Origin of the sequence: Serratia sp. BFP-2025, assembly GCF_050880365.1 — a bacterium.
GTDB classification, from domain to species: Bacteria; Pseudomonadota; Gammaproteobacteria; order Enterobacterales; family Enterobacteriaceae; genus Serratia; species Serratia surfactantfaciens.
On record NZ_JBPAFV010000001.1, the window covers coordinates 274,021 to 294,010 of the forward strand.

Sequence of the window (19,990 nt, forward strand, 5' to 3'; positions counted from 1 at the left end):
CAGGCGTTTCCCTTAAATAATCATTTCTAAGACGTCAGCAGCAGACAAGAGTTCTTTATTCCCACCGCGCAATCCGCATGAAAGTGCGGCGGCTCACAAACCACGGCGGCGGCGCTCATCACATCATAGTCAGCCGCCGCCGACAAGGAAACGTTAGCCGGGCGCGAATCGGGCAAAAATGTTTTATTTTTCATTTCGAAGGACGTTTTCTTCGCCGTCAGCCGAACGAATCGCCAATAAAACGCGGACAAAGTTGATCCGTGTTTTATTGACAAGATAAACGCAGACTCATATAGTCTGCGTTATTGAAGATTCACTGACGATCGAAACGGACATATGGCGTACATCACAACCAGCGTTGAATATGGCATCCACTGCCTGCTGTGGCTGGTCGGCGATAACCAGCGCGCGCTCAGCAGCCGCGAACTCGCTGAGCTGCAGGGCATCTCCCCCAGCTTTCTGGCCAAGATTTTCCCCAAGCTGGAAAAGGCGGGGATCGTCGCCGCCAGCGAAGGGGTGCGCGGCGGTTACCGGCTGGCGCGTCCGGCGGACGAGATCAGCTTTCTGGCGATCATCGACGCCATCGAGGGGCACAAGCCGCTGTTCGATTGCCAGGAGGTGCGCGGGCGCTGCGCGGTGTTCGACGATTCCCCGCCGGATTGGGCTGTCTCCGGCAAATGCGCTATTCATGCGGTGATGCTGCAGGCGGAGAAGGCGATGCGCGATGCGCTGGCGGCGCAGACTCTCGGCGACGTCGCCGCCCGCTTTGGCCGCAAGGCGCCGCAGGGCTTCTTCGGTGAAGTCAACGTCTGGCTCGACGAGCGCATGACGGAGCGCACCGCGCGCAGCGGCAAAACGGCGCGCGCCAAGACCTAAGCTCCGCCTTTCCTTTAAGAAAGCAAACACACTTATTCCCGCCTCCTCGGAAGGGGCGGGCGGGCCTTCTGCACCCTGTTACGGGAGCGGAACGGCATCGTTCATCCGAAAAAACTGCGGGCAAGCCTTATCGCCCGGTTAACCCTGTATGAAGGAGTCATCCCATGACGCAGAAAATAGTGATTGCCGGTTCCGGTTTTGCCGGTTTTTGGGCCGCCGTGTCCGCCATGCGCGCCATTACCCTCGCCGGTAAGCATGACGATATCGAGGTGCTCATGGTCTCGCCGACGCCAACGGTCACCATCCGCCCGCGCCTGTATGAAGCGGTGTTGGAAAACATGAACCCGGACATTTCCGCTCAGCTCGCCGCCGTTGGCGTGCGGCATCTGGCCGGAACGGTCGAAAGCATCGATGCCGCCGCCAAAACGCTCACGGTGGCGCCGGTGGCGGGAGAATGCCTTGAATTGGCCTACGATCGCCTGGTGTGGGCCACCGGCAGCCGGCTTGCCGTTCCTGCGGTGCCGGGCTTTGCCGAATACGGGTTCAACGTCGATACGCTGGCAAGCGCGCAGCGTTTGGACGCCCATATCAAAGCGCTGGCGGCCAAACCTTCGACGCCGGCGCGCAACACCGCCGTGGTGGTGGGCGCGGGGCTGACCGGCCTGGAGAGCGCGGCGGAGATGCCGCAAAGGTTGCGCGATGCGCTGGGCAAAGATGAGAAAGTGCGCGTGGTGATCGTCGATACCGCACCGGAAGTGGGCGCCGGAATGGGCGAAGAGCCGGGGGCGGTGATACGACAGGCGCTGACCGAGTGCGGCGTGGAAATGCGGGCCGGCCTGCGCGTCTCGGCTATCGACGCCGAGGGAGCCACGCTGTCGAACGGCGAACGCATCGCCGCCAACACGGTGATCCTGGCGGCGGGCGTGCGGGCGCATCCGCTGACCGAGCAGATCCCCGGCGAGCGCGACGGCAGCGGCCGGGTGATCGGCGACGCCTTCCTGCGCGCGCCGGCGGCGGCGGGCATTTTCGTGACCGGTGATACGGTGAAAGCGGCGACCGACGATCTTGGCAATCACAACCTGATGACCTGCCAGCATGCGCTGAGCCTTGGCCGCGTCGCCGGCCACAATGCGGCGGCGGAGCTGGCGGGGTTGCCGGTGCATCCGTACAGCCAGCCGAAGTATGTGACCTGCCTGGATCTGGGGCCCTGGGGCGCGCTCTATACCGAAGGCTGGCAGCGCCAGGTGCGCTTAACCCGCCAGGAAGGCAAAAAGATTAAGCAGGAGATCAACACGCAGTGGATTTACCCACCGGCGGCGGATCGCGAGGCATTGTTTGCCGTCGCCAATCCGGATTTCGTGATTGTGCCTTAAAGGGAAGTAAAAACGGGAGCGGCAGCGCTCCCGTCGTCATTTGCCCAGCGGCAGGAACGAACGCTCCGGCACCACGGTTTTCATCACCAGCGTCGAGCTCAGGCGCTGCACGCCAGGCAGGGCGGAGAGCTTCTCGTCGTAAAGCTGCTGAAACGCGGGGAGATCGCGGGCGATGACGTGCAGCAGATAGTCCGGATCGCCGAACAGCCGCTGTGCCTGTACCACCTGGGGAATGTCCACCATGGCATTTTCGAAGGTTTCGACGGCGCGGCGATCGCCTTCGCGCATGGTGACGAACACCAGAGCAGAAAAGTTATAGCCCAGGCTGCCGGGATCGAGCTGGGCGCGGTAACCCCTGATCACGCCGGACTCTTCTAACGCGCGCACCCGGCGGTGGCAGGGGGAGACGCTCAACCCGATCCGCTCGGCCAGCTCGGTCACCGACAAACGGCCGTCAACCTGCAATTCAGCAAGAATTTTGCGATTAATCTTATCCATTTGGAAAAATTTCCCCGTTTGCACCGATTTCAGGCAAGTAATTGAAAGCACATTTTAACGCCTTGAGGATATTCTTGCCATCTGTTGAACGGTTTTGACGGCCACCGCGGCAGGCGGAGGCCGCTCTTCTTCCACGAGGAAAGCGCAATGGTTCTTTGTTCGGTGTGGCGCGGCGCGTTTGAGAGGGTGCCGGCATGACGCTCGCGTTGTTCGCCGCGTTTTGGGCGGTGTCGATTCTGTTGGTGATCACGCCGGGTATGGATTGGGCTTATGTGATCTCGGCGGGCATTCGCGGCCGCGTGGTGGTACCCGCCGTCGCCGGCTTGCTGTTCGGCCACCTGCTGATGATTGCGATCGTGGTGGCGGGCGTCGGCGCGCTGCTGGTCGGCAACCCGCTGGCGCTGACGGCGCTCACCTTGCTGGGGGCGGCTTACCTGCTGTGGATCGGCTTCAACATGCTGCTGCACCCGCCGGTGCCGGGCGCCGGCGAGGATCAGCGTTCCGACTCCTGGCTGCGCTGGGCCGGCAAGGGCGTGTGCGTCAGCGGTCTGAACCCCAAGGTGTTTCTGCTGTTTCTGGCGCTGCTGCCGCAGTTTACCGACGCCCGGGCCGCATGGTCGGTGCCGATGCAGATGCTGGCGTTGGGCGTCGTGCATTTGATCAGCTGCGGCCTGGTGTATCTGTTGGTGGGGTTTGGTTCACAGTCGGTGCTGCGCACGCGTCCGCAGGCCGCGAAGGTGGTGGGGCGCATTTCCGGCGCGGCGATGATCCTCATCGCCCTCGGGCTGCTGGCCGAGCAGGCGCTGAAATAGCGGTTTGAACAGCCCGCTTGCGCGGGCCTGGCGCTATCAGTCTCTGACCGCGAGCAGCACCGATGAGGCCTTGATCAGCGCGATGGCGCGCGAGCCGTTCTTCAGCGCCATTTCCTGCAGGCTTTCATTGGTGATCACCGACGTCAGCACAAAGCCGGCGTCCGTTTTGAGGTGGACGGTGCCGTTGACCGCGCCGTGCTCAACCGCAATGACTTCCCCGGCAAACTGGTTGCGAGCGGAAAAACGCAAGCCGCAATCCTCCGTCGCCAGGATCACCCAGGGCGCTTTAATCAGTGCGACGGCCTCTTTGCCGACGGTTAATCCCAGCGACTGTTGGCTTTGCACCGTCACGATGGCCACCAGTTTCTCACCGCCCGGCAGGGTGATCTCCACTTCGTCGTTGACGGCGCCTTTGGCGACGGAAGACACGGTACCGGCTAATTGGTTACGGGCTGAAACGGGCATAGATTCTCCTTGAAAGGGGCGAAAGGTAAAATTTGTCGCCCGGCATGCCCCTTGACCACTGTGCTTTCAATGGCGCGGGGAAAGAGGGGGAGCGGGGTGACTTGACTGAAAATTTAACGTCGATAGATGTCCGGCCGGGCGATCTGCCAGACAAAATCGGGGTTGTTGATGGCGGTGTAGCCCACTTTTTCGTAGAGCCAGGGAGCGGTGCTGGTGACCAGCATGACTCGTCGCAGTGTCGCCATCAGCGGATGGGCCTGGCAGCATTCCGTTAGCCACAGGCCCAACCCGCTTTTTTGATGCGTCTCCAGCACGTACACGTCGCACAGATAGCCGAAGGTGGCGTAATCGGTGACCAGCCGGGCGAAGCCGATCTGCCTGGCGTCGTGATACAAACCGAAGCACAGGCTGTGGGCGAGGGACTGGCGGACGGTCTCTTTGTCGATCCCTTCCGCCCAGGACGAACGGGTCAGAAATGCATGAATGGCGTCGAGATCCAGCAGGGCGGGATCGGTACTGACGAGATAGTCTGCACGCTGCCAGACCAGTGGGGAAGGTATTGCCATGGTATTCCTTCTCTGTTTGTTAATGAATCACTATTGGCGGTGGACCAAACCGGTGATCAGATCCAGCGCGTCGTCCGCCGCCGCGACCTCGCTTTCGCTGAGCGCCTGCCGCTCGATGAAACCTTCGATAGCTTCCAATAGGGAGAAGACGCTGATTTCATCCCCTATCTTCACGACCTCACAGACGCCACGCCCAATCGCCAGGCAGATCGCTTCATCAAATTCAAACGGCTTGTTGTTCATCTCTCCCCCAACCGCATCTGGGATTATGTTGGCCATGCTACCGGTTTTTTTCCGGCGACTGTCTGACGAAAATCTCATTTCTTTTCGCTGATGCCGAATGGTTCACGATCGCGTGCATTGGCGAAATTCTGATTTCCTGCCGGCGGTCAAATTTCCCTTGTGAGCACCGTGACGGCGCGGTATTGTCGCCAAATGACGACAATACCGCCTCATTGTTCGTACAAGAAATTCATGACGTTATCATCCCTTCATCCCGCTGCCGTGCGGGATTTTTTTATGAGGTTTATCTCAAAGTGCGGATAACCTCGACGCGATCGCTTGCCATGTTCTGGGAATAATCCTAGCTTGAAATAGTCATTTAGGGTTAGCAATCCCTCATGACCTCCTTGTAATACTTGATGCACCAGAACGTTTTCTCCCCCGCCCTGGCGGGGGTTTTTAACGGCGTGCATCGAAAAAGGCTATCAACGTAAGAACCGACAGAGTTCGTGGCGATAATCACTTTAAGCATCAAGGGACGGGACAATGAAAAATGATCTGGCGGCGGCAATCGCGATCGGCTGTGTGTTGTTGTTCGCATTGGCGGTCGGTTCGCCTCTCTCCATCAGTACCTCGCTGTAATCTTCAGCGGCCCCTCCCGGGGCCGTTCACCGGCGTCTGCGGATTTTTGCGCCGATCGCCTGCCCGCGCGATAAAATCAGCCAAATCGCTGTTGATGTATGGCGAACTTTGGGTACTCTGAGTGCTTTGCACCCCGCGTGCGCCCGTTCTATCTATGCTTTAACCAGGCCCGTCACAGGAATCGTCATGCCCGCCCGTCAAATCTCGAGGAGCCCGCTCTGATGCTGGAGATGTTATTACAGTGGTACCGCCGCCGTTTCACCGATCCGCAGGCTATCGCGCTGCTGGTGATTCTGGTCGCCGGCTTCCTCATTCTTTATTTTCTGCACGGCATTCTGACCCCGCTGCTGGTCGCCATCGTACTGGCCTATCTGCTGGAATGGCCGACCGCGCGCCTGCAGCGCATCGGCTGTTCGCGCACCTGGGCGGCGAGCATCATGCTGCTGGTGTTCGCGGGCGTCGCCATGCTGCTGGTGTTCGTCGTCGCGCCGACCGCCTGGCAGCAGGGCATCAATCTGATGAGCGATCTGCCGGGCATGCTCAATCAGTTCTATAACTTCGCCGCGACGCTGCCGAAGCGTTATCCGGCGTTGGTGGATGCCGGCATCATCGACATGATGGCGGAAAACTTGCGCAGCCGGTTGTCCGGCATGGGCGAATCGGTGGTGAAATTCTCGCTGGCATCGCTGGTCGGCCTGCTGACGCTGGCTATCTATCTGATCCTGGTGCCGATGATGATGTTCTTCCTGTTGAAGGACAAAGAGCAACTGCTGAACGCGGTGCGCCGCGTGCTGCCGCGCAATCGCGGTCTGGCCGGCCAGGTTTGGAACGAGATGAATCAACAGATCACCAACTACATCCGCGGCAAGGTGCTGGAGATGGTGATTGTCGGCGTGGCGACCTACCTGGTGTTCGCCGTGCTGGACATGCGCTACTCGCTGCTGTTGGCGGTGCTGGTGGGCTTCTCGGTGTTGATCCCCTACATCGGCGCGGTGCTGGTCACCATACCGGTGGTGGTGGTGGCGCTGTTCCAGTGGGGCGTCGGCGCCGATTTCTGGACGCTGATCGTCGCCTATCTGGTGGTGCAGGGACTGGACGGCAACCTGCTGGTGCCGATTTTGTTCTCCGAGGCGGTCAACCTGCATCCGCTGGTGATTATCCTGTCGGTGATCGTGTTCGGCGGCATGTGGGGCTTCTGGGGGGTGTTTTTCGCCATACCGCTGGCGACGCTGGTGAAGGCGGTGATCCACGCCTGGCCGGATGAACTGCGGGTGGAACTGGAAGACAAGGCCGACTGACCGGGGAGAGACGAAGCGCAGCAGGCGCTGCGCTTCGTGAGGATTACTGCTGCAGGTAGCTCAGCACGATGTCGTGGTGATTGGTGGTTTTGAAGTCATCAAACACTTTTTCAATCTTGCCGTTACCGTCGATCAGGAAGCTGATGCGGTGAATGCCGTCGTAGGTCTTGCCCATGAAGGTTTTCTCGCCCCACACGCCAAACTGTTGCGACACCTGATGATCTTCATCAGACAACAGCGTGAAGTTGAGCAGCTCCTTTTCGGCGAAGCGCGACAGTTTTTCCGGCTTGTCGGTGCTGATGCCCAGCACTTCGACGCCGACCTTTTTCAATTCTTCCATGTTGTCCCGCAGGCCGCAGGCTTGCACGGTGCAGCCCGGCGTCATCGCCTTCGGATAGAAATAGACCAATACTCGCTGTCCCTGGAAGTCGGCCAAATTAATTTCCTCACCGTCCTGGTCAGGCAAACTAAATTTCGGCGCTGTGTCACCGGCTTTCAATGGGCTCATCACTACTCTCCATCTTTTTCATCATGCTGTGGATAGTTCACCACGCTAATACTGCCTTGCGCGTTCAATTCTGTACATAGGCGATGGAAGGCTTGCTCAATATTTGAGGCGTCCCGATCGCCGGAGCTGTGGGCGGTGATTTGGATATACAGCTGCGGCGGCAGGTCGCCGTCCGCCGGCTGCGTGCGCGATACCAGCTCGGCGATGTTCATCTGGCTGGAGTCGAACAGATCGGTAAAACGTTCGATGATGTGCGGCGAGTCCTTCACTTCAACCTGTACCCACACCGTGGCCGGCATCGGCGGCCTTTCGTGCGAGTTTGTGCGTTTCATCACGATCAGCAGCTCCAGCTCCGCGCCTTTTTGCGGCAGGGTGGATTCGATCAGGGTGATGGCGTTCCAGCTGCCGGACAGCAGCATGATGAACGTGAACTCCTCTCCCAGCATGGCCAGACGGCTATCTTCGATATTGCATCCGCAACTGCTGACGTGGCGGGTGATGGTATTGACGATTCCGGGGCGGTCGGCGCCGAGCGCGGTAATCACGAGATAGTGTTCGTCTGACTGAGGCAAAATGGCGCTTCCTGTCGTGCTTAATGGGGTTACCATGGTAAACATAAAAAAAACCGCCTGCCAAGCGCTTACAACGCGGTTGTGCGCTTGCTTTTGGATAGGCAGCAAAAGTACCATGAGTGACTTGTTTGTGGAGGGGACGGCCAATGTTTACGGGAAGTATTGTTGCACTGGTTACGCCGATGGACGACAAAGGTGCTGTCGATCGCGCGAGCCTAAAAAAATTGATCGATTATCATGTAGCCAGTGGCACCGCGGCGATCGTTTCCGTAGGGACCACCGGCGAGTCCGCAACGCTTGCCCATGACGAGCACGTTGACGTGGTGCTGCAGACGCTGGAGCTGGCCGACGGCCGCATTCCGGTGATCGCCGGCACCGGCGCCAACGCCACCGCCGAAGCCATCGCGCTCACCACCCGCTTCGCCAACACCGGCGTGGTGGGCTGTCTGACGGTGACGCCGTACTACAATAAGCCGACGCAGGAAGGGCTGTATCAGCACTTCAAGGCGATCGCCGAGAGCACCGAGCTGCCGCAGATCCTGTACAACGTGCCTTCGCGCACCGGCTGCGACATGCTGCCGCCGACCATCGCTCGGCTGGCGAAAATCAAGAATATTGTTGCTGTAAAAGAAGCGACGGGGAACTTAAGTCGCGTTAGTCAGATCCAAGTGCTGGTTGACGATGAAGACTTCATTTTGCTGAGCGGCGACGACGCCAGCGGGCTGGACTTCATGCAACTGGGCGGCAAAGGGGTGATTTCCGTGACGGCCAACGTGGCCGCGCGCGAGATGGCGCAACTTTGCGCGCTGGCGGCGCAGGGCAAATTTGCCGAAGCGCGCCGCTTAAATCAGCGCTTGATGCCGTTGCATCAGGATCTATTTGTAGAAGCAAACCCAATTCCGGTGAAGTGGGCCTGTAAGGCGTTGGGATTGATGGCAACCGATACGCTGCGTCTGCCGATGACGCCGTTGAGCGAAGCCGCCCGCCCGGTGGTGGAGCGCGCGCTGAAAAGCGTCGGTTTGCTGTAACTCTAAGGGAAATTTGATGGCTTATTCATTGCAAAAGTCGACGGTAGCAAAAGTAGTGGGCATCTCTTTGGTGATGATGCTGGCGGCCTGCAGCAGCGATCAGCGCTACAAGCGCCAGGTCAGCGGCGACGAGGCTTACCTCGACGCGGCTCCGCTCAAGGCGCTGAACGCGCCGTCCGGCATGATCCTGCCGGTGCAGAGCGGCAACTATGACGTTCCCGCCACGACGCTGCAAGGCAACGTCGGCAAGCAACTGGACATTCGTCCGCCGGTGCAGCCGTTGGCGCTGCTGAGCGGTTCGCGCGCGCAGTACGCCGGCGACAGCGGCACGCTGCTGCTGGAAAACAGCCCGCAGAACCAGAACCTGTGGTCGCGCGTGGTCAGCCTGCTGCAGGCGAAGAACATCGCGATCGCTTCCCGCCAGGACGCCGGTCAGACCCTGACCACCGACTGGGTGAAGTGGAACCGTCTGGACGAAGACAACCAGTACGAAGGCCGTTATCAGATCAGCGTGCAGCAACAGGGCTACCAGCAGGCGCTGGTGGTGAAAAGCGTTGGCCTGCAGCAGCAGGGCAAGACCGAGCAGGTGACCGATCAGTCTGAGATCCAGCGCTACAACGGCATGATGATCAACACCCTGATCGAAGGCCTGGACAAGCAGGACAACCTGGCGAGCAGCCAGACGGCCAGCCGTTTCGGCGCGTTGGATGTGCAGAGCGGCGCCGATGACACCGGCCTGCCGATGCTGGTGGTGCGCGGCCCGTACACCGTAGTGTGGGATCGCCTGCCGGCGGCGCTCGAAAAACTGGGGATGAAAGTGGGTGACCGCAGCCGTCCGCAGGGCACCGTCGCCGTGACCTACAAGTCCCTGAGCAGCAGCGATTGGGATGCGTTGGGCGTCAAGGATCCTGAACTGGCGGAAGGCGATTACAAACTGCAGGTCGGCGATCTCAACAACCGCACCAGCCTGCAATTTATCGATCCGAAAGGCAAACCGCTCACCCAGTCGAAAAACGACGCACTGGTGGCGGCATTCCAGTCTGCCTTCAGTAAAACCAGCGTTAAATAATCAAAAAGGGGCCTCGGCCCCTTTTTGTTTTGTCTATACGGTATCGTTTGCGTCGCAGGTTTGGCACAATAGTGTCCGGCACGCCAAAGAATTCATTAGGTCAATTCTATACCCCCTAATTTCGGGCCGCGCTCGGGAGACAACGGGGATACATCACTGGAGTAAGTAAGATGCAAAAGCTAGCTGAGCTGTATCGCGGAAAGGCAAAAACCGTTTACACCACCGAGAATCCCGATCTGTTGGTGTTGGAGTTCCGCAACGATACGTCAGCACTGGATGGTCAGCGCATTGAGCAGTTCGATCGCAAAGGCATGGTGAACAACAAGTTCAACCATTTCATCATGAGCAAACTGGAAGAAGCCGGCATCCCGACCCAGATGGAGCGTCTGCTGTCCGACAACGAAGTGCTGGTGAAGAAACTGGACATGGTGCCGGTGGAATGCGTGATCCGCAACCGCGCCGCCGGTTCGCTGGTGAAGCGTCTGGGCATCGAAGAAGGCCTGGTGCTGAACCCGCCGCTGTTCGATCTGTTCCTGAAAAACGACGCCATGCACGATCCGATGGTCAACGAATCCTACTGCGAAACCTTCGGCTGGGTGAGCAAAGAGCACCTGGCGCGCATGCGTGAGCTGAGCTACCGCGCCAACGAGGTATTGACCCAGCTGTTCGACGACGCCGGCCTGATCCTGGTCGACTTCAAGCTGGAATTCGGCCTGTTCAATGGCGAAGTGGTGCTGGGCGATGAATTCTCGCCGGACGGCAGCCGCCTGTGGGACAAAAACACCCTGGACAAGATGGACAAAGACCGCTTCCGTCAAAGCCTGGGCGGCCTGATCGAGGCCTACGAAGAAGTGGCGCGCCGCATCGGCGTGAAGCTCGACTAAGCGTTGGCACCGCCATTCGGGGCGATCCGGCCGGATCGCCCCGCTATTCTGCGTTTTTCCAGAAAATTTCTACATTTCCTCCGCGGCAGACCATTTATAATGATGGATGCGAGATGACTAAAACCTATCCCACTCAGGCTTGAAGCTGCCTTTGCGCTTACGATCGCGGCGCAACTTCAACGAGCAGTGGAAATATCTGGAGTATATTTATGCGTTGGCAAGGGCGTCGGGAAAGTGACAATGTTGAGGATCGTCGCGGGCAATCTTCAGGTTTGGGCGGCGGTGGCGGCGGCTTTCGCGTGCCGCGCGGCAAGGGCGGAATTGTCATTCTGGTGGTGGTGCTGGTGGCCGGCTATTACGGTATCGATCTGTCACCGCTATTGAACGGCGGTAACGTCGCACCGCAGGGTCAACAGCAGAGCGCCAACATCAGCCCGAAAGATGATGAGCTGGCCAAGTTCACCTCGGTGGTGCTGGCCTCGACCGAGGATAACTGGAAAGAGATTTTCCAGCGCATGGGCAAAACCTATCAACCGCCGAAGCTGGTGATGTACCGCGGCGTGACGCGCACCAGCTGCGGCACCGGTCAGGCGGCGATGGGGCCGTTCTACTGCCCGGGCGACAGAACGGTGTATATCGATCTGTCTTTCTATCAGGATATGAAGACCAAGCTGGGCGCCGGCGGTGATTTCGCCCAGGCCTATGTGGTGGCGCACGAAGTCGGCCACCACGTGCAGAACCTGTTGGGCATCGAGCCGAAGGTGCGCCAGATGCAGCAGGGCGCCAGCCAGGCGGAAGTAAACCGCCTGTCGGTGAAAATGGAACTGCAGGCGGACTGTTTTGCCGGCGTGTGGGGCAAATACGCCGAGAAGCAGCAGATGCTGGAAGAGGGCGACCTGCAGGCGGCGCTGAACGCCGCGCAGGCGATTGGCGACGATCGCCTGCAGCAGCAGAGCCAGGGGCGTGTGGTGCCGGACAGCTTCACCCACGGCACCTCGCAGCAGCGCTACACCTGGTTTAAACAGGGTTTCGACAGCGGCGATCCCAATACCTGCAACACCTTCGCATCCCGTTAACGCCTCAAGTGCCGGAGCCTGACTCCGGCATTTTTTTCGGATTGAGATAGCCTTATGTTACAGGCAGCGCAACAACTCATGCGGCGGCAGGGCATCCGGCGCCTGCTGGTGCTCAGCGGTGAGCCCGACTGGTGCCGCGAACAGGCGCAGCGGCTGGCGGTGACGCTGCCGGGCGACTGGCCGTGGGTGGGGGAAAACCCGCCGCCCGGTCAGGCGGCTTTGGCGAGCGGCGCGGTGCGCCAATTGCTGGGGCAAGAGCGGCTGCACGCGGTGTTCGACGCCGGCCAGTCGCTGGACGTGGAAGCGTTGGCGGCGCTGTGCGGCGCGCTGCGCGCCGGCAGCTGGCTGCTGCTGCTGACGCCGCCATGGCGGCAATGGCCGCAGCAGCCGGACGGCGACAGCCTGCGCTGGAGCGATTGCCCGCAGCCGATCACCACTCCGCATTTCATTCACCATCTGCAGCACCATCTGGCTGACGACAGCGAAGTGACTGTCTGGCGGCAGGATGCGCCTCTGGCGCTGGCCGCGCTGCCGGCGCGCGCGGACTGGCGGCCGCCGGATGGCCAACCGACCGACGAACAACGGGCGATACTGACGACGCTGCTGCAGGCCGAATCCGGCGTATGGGTGTTGACCGCCGCCCGCGGCCGCGGCAAATCGACGCTGGCCGGCATGCTGGTGGCGCAGTCGCCGTTGATCTGCTGGATCACCGGGCCGAGCCGCGCCGCTACGCAGGTGGCTGGGGAATGGGCGCAGGGGCGCGCGCAGTTTTGGGCTCCCGATGCTTTGCTGGCGCAGTGCCGGGAGGGGGACGTCAGCGCCGTGGGGTGGCTGCTGGTGGATGAGGCGGCGGCGATCCCCGCGCCGCTGTTGCAGCAGCTGATCGGCTATTTCCCGCGCGTGCTGTTAACCACCACGGTGCAGGGCTATGAAGGCACCGGTCGTGGTTTTTTACTGAAATTTTGCGCCGGGCTGCCGTCCTACCAGCCGCTTAGCCTGCAACAGCCGATGCGCTGGGCGCTGGGAGATGCGCTGGAGCGGGTAACGGACAATGCGCTGTTGTTCAACGAACTGCCCGTCTGGCCGGCGGATGGCCAGACGATCCATTACAGCCAGGCGGAACAGCCTGAGCTGTGCGCCGAGCCGCAGCGGCTGGCGCGCTTCTACGCGTTGCTGAGCAGCGCGCATTACCGCACCTCGCCTCTGGATTTGCGCCGGCTGATGGACGCGCCCGGCATGCATTTCGGGCTGGCGCAGGCCGGGCTGGAGGTGGTCGGCGCCGTGTGGCTGGTGGACGAAGGCGGATTGAGCGCCGAGTTGGCGCACGAGGTGTGGGCCGGCCGGCGCCGGCCGCGCGGCAATCTGGTGGCGCAGTCGTTGGCGGCCCATGGCGGACAATGGTGGGCGCCGACGCTGCGCTCACGGCGCATTACCCGCATCGCGACGCTGCCGGCGTTGCGGCGACAGGGCATTGCGCGTCAGCTGGTCGAGCGGCAACGCCGCCAGGCGCAGGGGCTGGATTTCCTGTCGGTCAGCTTCGGCTATACCGAGCCGCTATGGCGCTTTTGGCAATCCTGCGGGTTCGAGCTGGTGCGCATCGGCAGCAAGCCGGAGGCCAGCAGCGGCTGCTATACCGCGATGGCCATCTTGCCTTTGAGCGAACAAGGGGAGGCGTTGCGACATGCGGCGCACAAGCACCTGGCGCGCGACTGGCCCTGGCTGCGGCAGCGTGTCGAACTCGTGCTGGCGATCCCGGGCGATGACGGCGACACGTCGCTCGGCGAAGAGGACTGGCGCGAACTGGCCGGTTTCGCCTTCGCCCATCGGCCGCTCGAAGCCAGCCTGGGGGCGTTGCAGCGCTTGCTGTTGGCCAGCAACCTGCCGCTGCCTGCGCTGCGCGGCCACCTGCAACGGCGGCAATCTCCGGCGGCCTGCGCGGAGCAGGCGGGCGTCAACGGCCAGAAAGCCTTGCTGCGCCACTGGCGACACGAAACGGCGCAGGCGCTGGAGCAGCTGAATGCGCAGCACTGCCGCTACTGGCGCGACTGGTCGCAGTCGTTGCAATAAATTGAAGAACTCGCTCAATAAAACCCGATTTTCCCGATTTCTCAGCGGCGTATAGTAGCTGTCAGCGGTGCGGCGACGACTGTCGCTGCGCCAGATTTGAATACTATTAAGGAGTCATCGATGAAACATGAGCATTTCGTTGTCCAAAGCCCGGCAACCCCGGCGGCGCAGCTGATCTTGCTGTTTCACGGTGTCGGCGACAACCCGGTGGCGATGGGGGAGATCGGCCGCTATTTCGCCAAAGATTTTCCCCAGGCACAGGTGGTGAGCATCGGTGGCCCCGACGCTTTCGGCAACGGCGCCGGGCGCCAGTGGTTTTCGGTGCAGGATGTGACCGAAGAGAACCGAGCGGCGCGCATCGCTGAAGTGATGCCGCAGTTTGTGGCCGTGGTGCGCCATTGGCAGCAGCTGAGCGGCGTGGGCTATGCCGCTACTGCTCTGGTAGGGTTCTCGCAGGGGGCGATCATGGCGCTGGAGGCGTTGAAAGCCGAAACCCGGCTGGCCGGGCGCGTGGTGGCGTTCAGCGGGCGTTTCGCCCGGCTGCCTGAGCAGGCTTTCGGCGACAGCGTGGTGCATTTGATCCACGGCGAGGAGGATGCGGTGATCGCGGTGCAACACGCTCACGCGGCGGCAGATGCGTTACGGGCCAACGGCGTGGATTTCACGCTGGACGTGGAAGAGAACGTCGGGCATGCGATCAATCAGGACATGATGAACGCCGCGTTGGAAAGGCTGCATTACTATGTGCCGCAGCGCTACTGGGACGAGGCGTTGTCCGGCAAGCGCGGCGAGCTGATCGCCTTCCGTTAAAAACTCAGGGCGCCGATGAGCGCCCTGTTGTCATTTCTTTTTCGGCCAGTCGTCTTCGTCATCCCACTGGGCGTTGTTGTCGCGGTGCGGCGGTATCTCCGGCTTGTTGGCCAGATAGCTTTTGACGTCAACGCGGCGCAGTTCCTTGATGCCGCTGACGACCATCCCCACCAGAACCAGCAGGATAATCCACCAGTAATCAGCTAACCATTGCATAGCTACTCCTTTCCTTCACTGCGTATGAAACGCGAAAAAATCGATGGCAGATGGCGTTCGAGCCATTCGGCACCGGCGACCTCCTTGTCTTGCCAGGCCGCCAGCAACAGCGCCGGGGTCAGCAAATGTTCGGCCTCTTGCGCCAGCGGCCGGTAGCTCAGATGCCACGGCTCCACCGCCACGCCGCCGCAGTCTTCGGTAAAGGGGCGGTAGAAACCGAACTCGGCCATATGCGCCGTCAGCCATTGGTTGAGCGGCGCAAAATAACCGCCTTCCTCATATTCCCACGGCTCCAGCTGCAGCTTTTGCCCTTCCGGCAGCAGCGACGGGTCGTACACGTCCAGATCGCTGCCCCAGTGGTGGCGGCTGGCGCCCGGCAGGGCCGACCAGCGCAGGATTGCCTCACAGCGCTCGGCGGCGGACAGCGGCGCGACGTCGATCGGCCGGCTGTCCTTATCTAATACTGGCCGCTGGCCGCAGAATTTGCCATTCCAGATAGCCAGTTGCCGATCGAAATCGCGGAAGGTGCTGGCGGGCTGGAGATCGAATCCCGCCGCGCGCGCCGCCTGTTGCATCGCCAGGAAGGCGCTGGCCGCCTGCGGCTGCAGCCGATGGTTGCCGCTCAGCGGCGTCAGATGTTCGGTCGAGCGGCCAGTGAGCATCTCTGCGGTGATCATGCGACCAATTGCTCCATGATGCGTTGATACATGCGGCTCAGCAGCTGCAGATCCGCGGCGTTGACGCATTCGTTGACCTTGTGGATGGTGGCGTTGACCGGCCCCAGCTCCACCACCTGCGCGCCCATTTGCGCGATGAAGCGGCCATCGGAGGTGCCGCCGGTGGTCAGCAGCTGCGGCGTCAATTCTGAATAGTGCTCGACGGCGTTGACCACCGCATCCACCAGCGCGCCGCGCGAGGTGAGGAAGGGTTGGCCGGACAGGCGCCATTCGATGCTGTAATTCAGCTGATGGCGTTCCAGCAGCTCTTCCACGCGCTGTTTGATCATCGCATCGGTGAGTTCGGTGCTGAAACGGAAGTTGAACTGCACATAAAGATCGCCCGGGATCACGTTGTTGCTGCCGGTGCCGGCCTGCACGTTGGCGATCTGCATGCTGGTCGGCGGGAAGAACTCGTTGCCGCGATCCCATTCGATCGCCACCAGTTCATTCAGCGCCGGCATGGCGCGGTGCACCGGGTTGTCCGCCAGATGCGGATAGGCAACGTGCCCCTGTACGCCGTGGATATGCAGGTTGGCGGTGATCGAACCGCGACGGCCGTTCTTCACCACGTCGCCGACGCGCTCGGTGCTGGACGGCTCACCGACCAGGCAGTAATCCAATCGCTCGTTGCGCGCCATCAGCGTTTCAACCACTTTAACCGTGCCGTGGGTGGCGCTGGCCTCTTCATCTGAGGTGATCAGAAAAGCCAGGCGGCCCTGATGATGCGGATTAGCGGCGACAAAGCGTTCCGCCGCCACTACCATCGCGGCCAATGACCCTTTCATGTCCGCTGCGCCACGGCCATACAGCATGCCGTCGCGGATCGTCGGTTCAAACGGCGGGTTATCCCAGCGTTTTTCATCGCCGGTCGGCACCACGTCGGTGTGCCCGGCGAACGCCAGGGTTTGTCCTTCGCCGCGCCATGCCCAGAAGTTTTGGGTGTCTTCGAAGTCCATCGCCTCGACGGTGAAGCCGATCGCCTGTAGACGTTCAATCATCAGCTGCTGGCAGCCTTCATCATTCGGGCTGAGAGAAGGGCGTTTGATCAACTGCTGGGCCAGTTCGATAACCGGGCAAGTCATACGGCAACCTCGGCAATAAATTGCTGATAAGCGTCGGCGTTGAAGCCGAGCAGGGCGCGCCCGTCGCCGGCGTCCAGCAGCGGGCGTTTGATGATAGCCGGCTGCGCCAGCATCAGCGCGATGGCGGCATCGGCGTTATCGCAGGCGTTGCGCTGCGCTTCATCCAGCTTGCGCCAGGTGGTGCCGCGAGTATTGAGCAGCGGCTCCCAGCCCAGTTGTGCGACGAAGCCGCGTAGCCGTTGTTCATCCAGGCCGTCGGCGCGGTAGTCGTGAAAATGATAGGCCACGCCCTGATCTTCCAGCCAGCGGCGGGCTTTTTTGATGGTGTCGCAGTTTTTGATGCCGTACATCGTCAGCGTTGTCTGTTGCGGTTTATTTGCCATGGCGTAAAGCTACCTGTCTCGTCGAGTCGATACTGAGCGGCGGGCGCGATCTTTGGCCCTCTCGCCGCCCGGCGATAGCAGAGATAATGCCAGTAAAGCAGCGACGAGATCCAGCAACGATGCGCCCGTAGTGCGATTGATGAGGCCGGCGACGCAGTTACATGGCTGCCTTCGCCGACGGCGCTAGTGAAAGGCGCCGGCGAAAGGCCCAGTCGTATGGACGGAGCTGAGGGAGAGAAGGCTACTCTTTATTTATTCTTATGTTTAAACGATCGGTTAAACACCGTACGCGGGTAATATGCAACAGCGGTTTTATTCGGCTGGCGCCGAGTTTTTTCATGATTCGCGATTTGTAATGATTGGCGGTTTTACTTTGGATATTCATGGCATGGCTGATGTCGCTCAGCGATTTTCCCGTCGACCATTCCGAGAGGAACAGCGACTCGCGCTGAGAGAGTTGCGGCGGCTCGGTATAGTGGCTGTAACGCTTATATAAGTCGCCGATCAGGTGGCTGAAGCGGCTCAATGATATAAGGTTTGATAATATAATGGTCTTTCTGTCGACAATAACCATTTCATGCGGACAGTCGGTGATAATGACTATTTTATAGGTGTTAGGGTTGGCATATTCGTCGCGGTAGCGCGCTTCAAAATTGTCGAGGGTGACATCGATAAAGCAGACCTTTTTGCGGTTAAAGCCGGCAGGCGCACGTTTTTCTCCCCAGGTTTGGGTGATAAGCTGCCGGATGCCGATGGCGGTATAGGTACACTCGCTGAAAATATCAATTTCCATTTTATTATAATCCTTTACTTTCTATTTCCCGGTGAGGATTGATATCTTAAAACATAAAAAAACAAATAATATAAATAATTTCATATTGAATTGATCTGGCGCCGCAGGCAGAGACGCCTCCTCGGACGCGGCAAGCAAGGTAAGCCTCATATACTACCATGATTTATAAAGAGTAAATTTTATTTTTAATCAATACTCTGCTCGGGAAACGCTCAACAGAATAGAAATCCTCTATTAATACCCCGAGGATTAAAAGGAATTAACATAGGGATTGGCTATCATTATTTTTTATTCGATCGTTTTTATCGATCGTCAAGGGTGGCAATCACTGCCTTAATGGGTTAATAACTAAGAAGTTTCTTGTTTTTACCGACGATAGCGGCTTTATTTTAATCGTTGGCTATGGAGATAAGGTAATGTCGCCAAAATTGACGCGAAGATAAATCTAAACAAAGAGAATGCGATGTTTTAAGCTGCGATCGGAACGCAAACGCAGTTGATTGATACGGAGAGTTGGCGTGAAAGAATACCATATCGAAATTTCCGATCGGGTAACATCGGAAATAACGTCCTGTATTGCGGACGGATTGGACCGTTTTAACGATGAATATATCGGCTACGGCGATCGCCAGCCGCTGGCGGTGGTGATAAAAGATCCCGACAGCGGTGAAGTCCTGGGCGGGATTACCGGACGATCCTCGCTGGGCTTGCTGTTTCTTGAGCTCTTTTATCTGCCGGAGGCGCTGCGCGGCGCGGGGGTGGGCAGCGAACTGTTGCGCCGTTTCGAGCAGGAAGGGCGCCGTCGGGGTTGCCTTTCCGCCGTGTTGTACACCATCAGTTTTCAGGCGCCGGGCTTTTATCAACGGCATGGCTGGCGGCGAATGGGGGAGGTGCCATGCCTGCCGCCGGGTACCAGCCGGGTGTTTATGACCAAAACGCTGTGATGCGCGCTTAACGCACGTAGCCCCCCTGTTGCAGACGCTGCAGGGAGGCGCCGTCCGCATACACCATGCCGGTGGTTAAATCGTGAAAGCCGTACTTCTTATAGAAAGCCAGTTTTTCCGGCACCGAATAGATGAATATCTTGCCGAGCGGCGCCAGATCTTGCATCACCCGATCCATCAACCGGCGCCCCAACCCCTGCCCCTGAAAGCGCGGATCGATCGCCACGTCGGCCAGATAGGCGACCGATGTCAGATCGCTGATGGCATGCGCAGTGGCTATCAGCTCATCGCCGATAAATCCCCAATAGCAAAACTGACTGTGCTGGTAAACGCGTTGCAGCGTATGAGGATCGCGTTTGCCCAGCCCGGCAGCCTCCAGCAATTCACACAGCCGTTGCCAGTCGACGGCGCGGCGGCTCATATCCGTGATGATTTCCATCGCTTTCCTCTAACCAATAAGACTGAGATCGGCGGCATAGTGCCGAATGGCGCGTTGATAACTGCGGATGTCGGCATCTGACGAGGTTTCCGCCAGCAGCAGCAACAGATCGGCCACGGCCTGTTTACCGTCCCCCAGGTTGTACCGGGTCATGGCGCGAAACAGCATCAGCTCTTTGGCCTGCGGGAACTCGCTCAGGCCGTCGTCGAAAGCGCGCAGCGAAGCCGGATATTCACCCAGAGCGCGGTAAGTGCTGCCGAGACCCAGCCAGGCTTCACGGCGCTGGGCGGACGGCAAATCGCGAGCCAGCGCCGCGAGGTAGTGGGGGATGGCCTGTTGCTCCAGGCCCTGCACGTCATACAGGCAGGCCAACTGAAAGTGCAGCGTTGCCGCTTCCGGCTCCTCCGCCAGTTGCCGTAATGCCAGCGCAGTGGCTTCCTGATAGCGCCCCTGCGTTTTTAACTCTAAGAGAGACAAAGAAGTGGACATGAACTGGGCTCCATTGGCGTATTTTTATACCTTTTACACGCTATCGTGGAGAAATTGATATCACAAGGGAATAGCTGCACTGCACATTGATCAGATAAATACGAAAATGTGCGCTAACCCCGGTTTTCGGGCCCGGCATCGTTCCCGTTTCCCTTCACA

General features: G+C 59.8%; 25 protein-coding genes. 11 read left to right on the forward strand and 14 right to left on the reverse strand.

The genetic code is table 11. The annotated features are described in order from the left end of the window. Nucleotides 1–26: 26 nt before the first annotated feature. Complete coding sequence (locus tag ACRAWE_RS01280) at nucleotides 27–251, reverse strand: hypothetical protein (RefSeq protein ID WP_432524494.1); 225 nt, start codon at nucleotides 249–251, stop codon at nucleotides 27–29. A gap of 85 nt (nucleotides 252–336) precedes the next feature. Between ACRAWE_RS01280 and ACRAWE_RS01285 the strand changes: the two genes are divergently transcribed. Next, nucleotides 337–876, forward strand: coding sequence for an RrF2 family transcriptional regulator (locus ACRAWE_RS01285; protein ID WP_019452431.1), 540 nt, complete (start codon nucleotides 337–339; stop codon nucleotides 874–876). A 164-nt stretch (nucleotides 877–1,040) separates the two neighbouring features. After that, nucleotides 1,041–2,249 (forward strand): NAD(P)/FAD-dependent oxidoreductase, encoded by a 1,209-nt coding sequence (locus tag ACRAWE_RS01290; protein ID WP_432524497.1) that lies wholly within the window; start codon nucleotides 1,041–1,043, stop codon nucleotides 2,247–2,249. 36 nt (nucleotides 2,250–2,285) lie between these two features. Here ACRAWE_RS01290 and ACRAWE_RS01295 read toward each other — a convergent pair whose 3' ends face one another. Further along, the gene (locus ACRAWE_RS01295; RefSeq protein ID WP_432524499.1) at nucleotides 2,286–2,747 is read right to left on the reverse strand and encodes an Lrp/AsnC family transcriptional regulator; all 462 of its coding nucleotides are present in this window, start codon (nucleotides 2,745–2,747) and stop codon (nucleotides 2,286–2,288) included. A gap of 194 nt (nucleotides 2,748–2,941) precedes the next feature. On the opposite strand from ACRAWE_RS01295, the gene ACRAWE_RS01300 reads away from it, so the two are divergent. After that, the gene (locus ACRAWE_RS01300) at nucleotides 2,942–3,559 is read left to right on the forward strand and encodes a LysE family translocator (protein WP_154747548.1); all 618 of its coding nucleotides are present in this window, start codon (nucleotides 2,942–2,944) and stop codon (nucleotides 3,557–3,559) included. Nucleotides 3,560–3,595: 36 nt separating this feature from the next. Here the strand turns inward: ACRAWE_RS01300 and ACRAWE_RS01305 are convergent, their stop codons facing one another. The 3 genes from ACRAWE_RS01305 to ACRAWE_RS01315 form a co-directional block, all read right to left on the reverse strand. Then, complete coding sequence (locus ACRAWE_RS01305; RefSeq protein WP_063919858.1) at nucleotides 3,596–4,024, reverse strand: TOBE domain-containing protein; 429 nt, start codon at nucleotides 4,022–4,024, stop codon at nucleotides 3,596–3,598. A gap of 113 nt (nucleotides 4,025–4,137) precedes the next feature. Beyond that, nucleotides 4,138–4,590, reverse strand: coding sequence for a GNAT family N-acetyltransferase (locus tag ACRAWE_RS01310; protein WP_019453897.1), 453 nt, complete (start codon nucleotides 4,588–4,590; stop codon nucleotides 4,138–4,140). Nucleotides 4,591–4,620: 30 nt separating this feature from the next. Further along, nucleotides 4,621–4,869: a hypothetical protein gene (locus ACRAWE_RS01315; RefSeq protein WP_232807618.1), complete on the reverse strand. Its 249-nt coding sequence runs from the start codon at nucleotides 4,867–4,869 to the stop codon at nucleotides 4,621–4,623. Nucleotides 4,870–5,675: 806 nt separating this feature from the next. Here ACRAWE_RS01315 and ACRAWE_RS01320 point away from each other — a divergent pair. Further along, nucleotides 5,676–6,752 (forward strand): AI-2E family transporter, encoded by a 1,077-nt coding sequence (locus tag ACRAWE_RS01320; protein WP_019453894.1) that lies wholly within the window; start codon nucleotides 5,676–5,678, stop codon nucleotides 6,750–6,752. Nucleotides 6,753–6,795: 43 nt separating this feature from the next. On the opposite strand, the gene bcp is transcribed toward ACRAWE_RS01320, so the two are convergent. Continuing rightward, nucleotides 6,796–7,260, reverse strand: a complete 465-nt coding sequence (bcp, locus tag ACRAWE_RS01325; protein WP_019453893.1) for a thioredoxin-dependent thiol peroxidase — start codon at nucleotides 7,258–7,260, stop codon at nucleotides 6,796–6,798. Nucleotides 7,261–7,262: 2 nt separating this feature from the next. Beyond that, the gene (locus ACRAWE_RS01330; RefSeq protein ID WP_369795937.1) at nucleotides 7,263–7,868 is read right to left on the reverse strand and encodes a glycine cleavage system transcriptional repressor; all 606 of its coding nucleotides are present in this window, start codon (nucleotides 7,866–7,868) and stop codon (nucleotides 7,263–7,265) included. A gap of 110 nt (nucleotides 7,869–7,978) precedes the next feature. Between ACRAWE_RS01330 and dapA the strand changes: the two genes are divergently transcribed. The 6 genes from dapA (at nucleotide 7,979) to ypfH (ending at nucleotide 14,766) form a co-directional block, all read left to right on the forward strand. Further along, nucleotides 7,979–8,860: a 4-hydroxy-tetrahydrodipicolinate synthase gene (gene dapA, locus ACRAWE_RS01335; protein ID WP_029988781.1), complete on the forward strand. Its 882-nt coding sequence runs from the start codon at nucleotides 7,979–7,981 to the stop codon at nucleotides 8,858–8,860. 16 nt (nucleotides 8,861–8,876) lie between these two features. After that, a complete protein-coding gene (gene bamC / locus ACRAWE_RS01340; RefSeq protein WP_019453890.1) occupies nucleotides 8,877–9,929 on the forward strand; it encodes an outer membrane protein assembly factor BamC in 1,053 nt (350 codons plus the stop codon). Nucleotides 9,930–10,099: 170 nt separating this feature from the next. After that, nucleotides 10,100–10,813 (forward strand): phosphoribosylaminoimidazolesuccinocarboxamide synthase, encoded by a 714-nt coding sequence (gene purC / locus ACRAWE_RS01345; protein ID WP_019453889.1) that lies wholly within the window; start codon nucleotides 10,100–10,102, stop codon nucleotides 10,811–10,813. 209 nt (nucleotides 10,814–11,022) lie between these two features. Next, nucleotides 11,023–11,889, forward strand: coding sequence for a KPN_02809 family neutral zinc metallopeptidase (ypfJ, locus tag ACRAWE_RS01350; RefSeq protein WP_043140420.1), 867 nt, complete (start codon nucleotides 11,023–11,025; stop codon nucleotides 11,887–11,889). A 54-nt stretch (nucleotides 11,890–11,943) separates the two neighbouring features. After that, complete coding sequence (locus ACRAWE_RS01355; protein ID WP_432524508.1) at nucleotides 11,944–13,956, forward strand: tRNA(Met) cytidine acetyltransferase TmcA; 2,013 nt, start codon at nucleotides 11,944–11,946, stop codon at nucleotides 13,954–13,956. Nucleotides 13,957–14,076: 120 nt separating this feature from the next. Further along, the gene (gene ypfH, locus ACRAWE_RS01360) at nucleotides 14,077–14,766 is read left to right on the forward strand and encodes an esterase (protein ID WP_432524510.1); all 690 of its coding nucleotides are present in this window, start codon (nucleotides 14,077–14,079) and stop codon (nucleotides 14,764–14,766) included. A 30-nt stretch (nucleotides 14,767–14,796) separates the two neighbouring features. Here the strand turns inward: ypfH and ACRAWE_RS01365 are convergent, their stop codons facing one another. The 5 genes from ACRAWE_RS01365 to ACRAWE_RS01385 all read right to left on the reverse strand — a co-directional run bounded on the left by ACRAWE_RS01365 (nucleotide 14,797) and on the right by ACRAWE_RS01385 (nucleotide 17,959). Continuing rightward, nucleotides 14,797–14,982, reverse strand: a complete 186-nt coding sequence (locus ACRAWE_RS01365) for a YpfN family protein (RefSeq protein WP_004941720.1) — start codon at nucleotides 14,980–14,982, stop codon at nucleotides 14,797–14,799. A gap of 2 nt (nucleotides 14,983–14,984) precedes the next feature. Continuing rightward, on the reverse strand, nucleotides 14,985–15,659 hold the full coding sequence (locus tag ACRAWE_RS01370) for a M15 family metallopeptidase (protein WP_154747552.1): 675 nt from the start codon (nucleotides 15,657–15,659) through the stop codon (nucleotides 14,985–14,987). Continuing rightward, nucleotides 15,656–16,783, reverse strand: coding sequence for a succinyl-diaminopimelate desuccinylase (gene dapE, locus ACRAWE_RS01375; RefSeq protein WP_063919853.1), 1,128 nt, complete (start codon nucleotides 16,781–16,783; stop codon nucleotides 15,656–15,658). Before dapE ends, ACRAWE_RS01370 begins: the two co-directional genes overlap by 4 nt. Next, a complete protein-coding gene (locus ACRAWE_RS01380; protein WP_025159572.1) occupies nucleotides 16,780–17,166 on the reverse strand; it encodes an ArsC family reductase in 387 nt (128 codons plus the stop codon). The genes dapE and ACRAWE_RS01380 overlap by 4 nt, the downstream gene beginning before the upstream one ends. 241 nt (nucleotides 17,167–17,407) lie before the next feature. Further along, nucleotides 17,408–17,959 carry a helix-turn-helix transcriptional regulator gene (locus tag ACRAWE_RS01385; protein WP_019453882.1) on the reverse strand — a complete coding sequence of 184 codons (552 nt, stop codon included), beginning with the start codon at nucleotides 17,957–17,959 and terminating at the stop codon, nucleotides 17,408–17,410. A 518-nt stretch (nucleotides 17,960–18,477) separates the two neighbouring features. Between ACRAWE_RS01385 and ACRAWE_RS01390 the strand changes: the two genes are divergently transcribed. Then, nucleotides 18,478–18,903: a GNAT family N-acetyltransferase gene (locus ACRAWE_RS01390; protein WP_063919852.1), complete on the forward strand. Its 426-nt coding sequence runs from the start codon at nucleotides 18,478–18,480 to the stop codon at nucleotides 18,901–18,903. Nucleotides 18,904–18,910: 7 nt separating this feature from the next. Here ACRAWE_RS01390 and ACRAWE_RS01395 read toward each other — a convergent pair whose 3' ends face one another. Further along, complete coding sequence (locus ACRAWE_RS01395) at nucleotides 18,911–19,342, reverse strand: GNAT family N-acetyltransferase (protein WP_198637021.1); 432 nt, start codon at nucleotides 19,340–19,342, stop codon at nucleotides 18,911–18,913. A gap of 9 nt (nucleotides 19,343–19,351) precedes the next feature. After that, nucleotides 19,352–19,831 (reverse strand): tetratricopeptide repeat protein, encoded by a 480-nt coding sequence (locus ACRAWE_RS01400; RefSeq protein ID WP_019453879.1) that lies wholly within the window; start codon nucleotides 19,829–19,831, stop codon nucleotides 19,352–19,354. Nucleotides 19,832–19,990: the final 159 nt, after the last annotated feature.

Bases quoted from the DNA above. Each gene is read 5' to 3' on its own strand.
- ACRAWE_RS01285 (WP_019452431.1), top strand. From the start codon at position 337: ATGGCGTACATCACAACCAGCGTTGAATATGGCATCCACTGCCTGCTG.
- dapA (WP_029988781.1), top strand. From the start codon at position 7,979: ATGTTTACGGGAAGTATTGTTGCACTGGTTACGCCGATGGACGACAAA.
- ypfH (WP_432524510.1), top strand. From the start codon at position 14,077: ATGAAACATGAGCATTTCGTTGTCCAAAGCCCGGCAACCCCGGCGGCG.
- purC (WP_019453889.1), top strand. From the start codon at position 10,100: ATGCAAAAGCTAGCTGAGCTGTATCGCGGAAAGGCAAAAACCGTTTAC.
- ACRAWE_RS01315 (WP_232807618.1), bottom strand. From the start codon at position 4,869: ATGGCCAACATAATCCCAGATGCGGTTGGGGGAGAGATGAACAACAAG.
- bcp (WP_019453893.1), bottom strand. From the start codon at position 7,260: ATGAGCCCATTGAAAGCCGGTGACACAGCGCCGAAATTTAGTTTGCCT.
- ACRAWE_RS01310 (WP_019453897.1), bottom strand. From the start codon at position 4,590: ATGGCAATACCTTCCCCACTGGTCTGGCAGCGTGCAGACTATCTCGTC.
- ACRAWE_RS01380 (WP_025159572.1), bottom strand. From the start codon at position 17,166: ATGGCAAATAAACCGCAACAGACAACGCTGACGATGTACGGCATCAAA.
- ACRAWE_RS01365 (WP_004941720.1), bottom strand. From the start codon at position 14,982: ATGCAATGGTTAGCTGATTACTGGTGGATTATCCTGCTGGTTCTGGTG.
- ACRAWE_RS01290 (WP_432524497.1), top strand. From the start codon at position 1,041: ATGACGCAGAAAATAGTGATTGCCGGTTCCGGTTTTGCCGGTTTTTGG.
- ACRAWE_RS01395 (WP_198637021.1), bottom strand. From the start codon at position 19,342: ATGGAAATCATCACGGATATGAGCCGCCGCGCCGTCGACTGGCAACGG.
- ACRAWE_RS01300 (WP_154747548.1), top strand. From the start codon at position 2,942: ATGACGCTCGCGTTGTTCGCCGCGTTTTGGGCGGTGTCGATTCTGTTG.
- bamC (WP_019453890.1), top strand. From the start codon at position 8,877: ATGGCTTATTCATTGCAAAAGTCGACGGTAGCAAAAGTAGTGGGCATC.
- ACRAWE_RS01355 (WP_432524508.1), top strand. From the start codon at position 11,944: ATGTTACAGGCAGCGCAACAACTCATGCGGCGGCAGGGCATCCGGCGC.
- ypfJ (WP_043140420.1), top strand. From the start codon at position 11,023: ATGCGTTGGCAAGGGCGTCGGGAAAGTGACAATGTTGAGGATCGTCGC.
- ACRAWE_RS01305 (WP_063919858.1), bottom strand. From the start codon at position 4,024: ATGCCCGTTTCAGCCCGTAACCAATTAGCCGGTACCGTGTCTTCCGTC.
- ACRAWE_RS01320 (WP_019453894.1), top strand. From the start codon at position 5,676: ATGCTGGAGATGTTATTACAGTGGTACCGCCGCCGTTTCACCGATCCG.
- ACRAWE_RS01385 (WP_019453882.1), bottom strand. From the start codon at position 17,959: ATGGAAATTGATATTTTCAGCGAGTGTACCTATACCGCCATCGGCATC.
- ACRAWE_RS01370 (WP_154747552.1), bottom strand. From the start codon at position 15,659: ATGATCACCGCAGAGATGCTCACTGGCCGCTCGACCGAACATCTGACG.
- ACRAWE_RS01400 (WP_019453879.1), bottom strand. From the start codon at position 19,831: ATGTCCACTTCTTTGTCTCTCTTAGAGTTAAAAACGCAGGGGCGCTAT.
- ACRAWE_RS01330 (WP_369795937.1), bottom strand. From the start codon at position 7,868: ATGGTAACCCCATTAAGCACGACAGGAAGCGCCATTTTGCCTCAGTCA.
- ACRAWE_RS01295 (WP_432524499.1), bottom strand. From the start codon at position 2,747: ATGGATAAGATTAATCGCAAAATTCTTGCTGAATTGCAGGTTGACGGC.
- dapE (WP_063919853.1), bottom strand. From the start codon at position 16,783: ATGACTTGCCCGGTTATCGAACTGGCCCAGCAGTTGATCAAACGCCCT.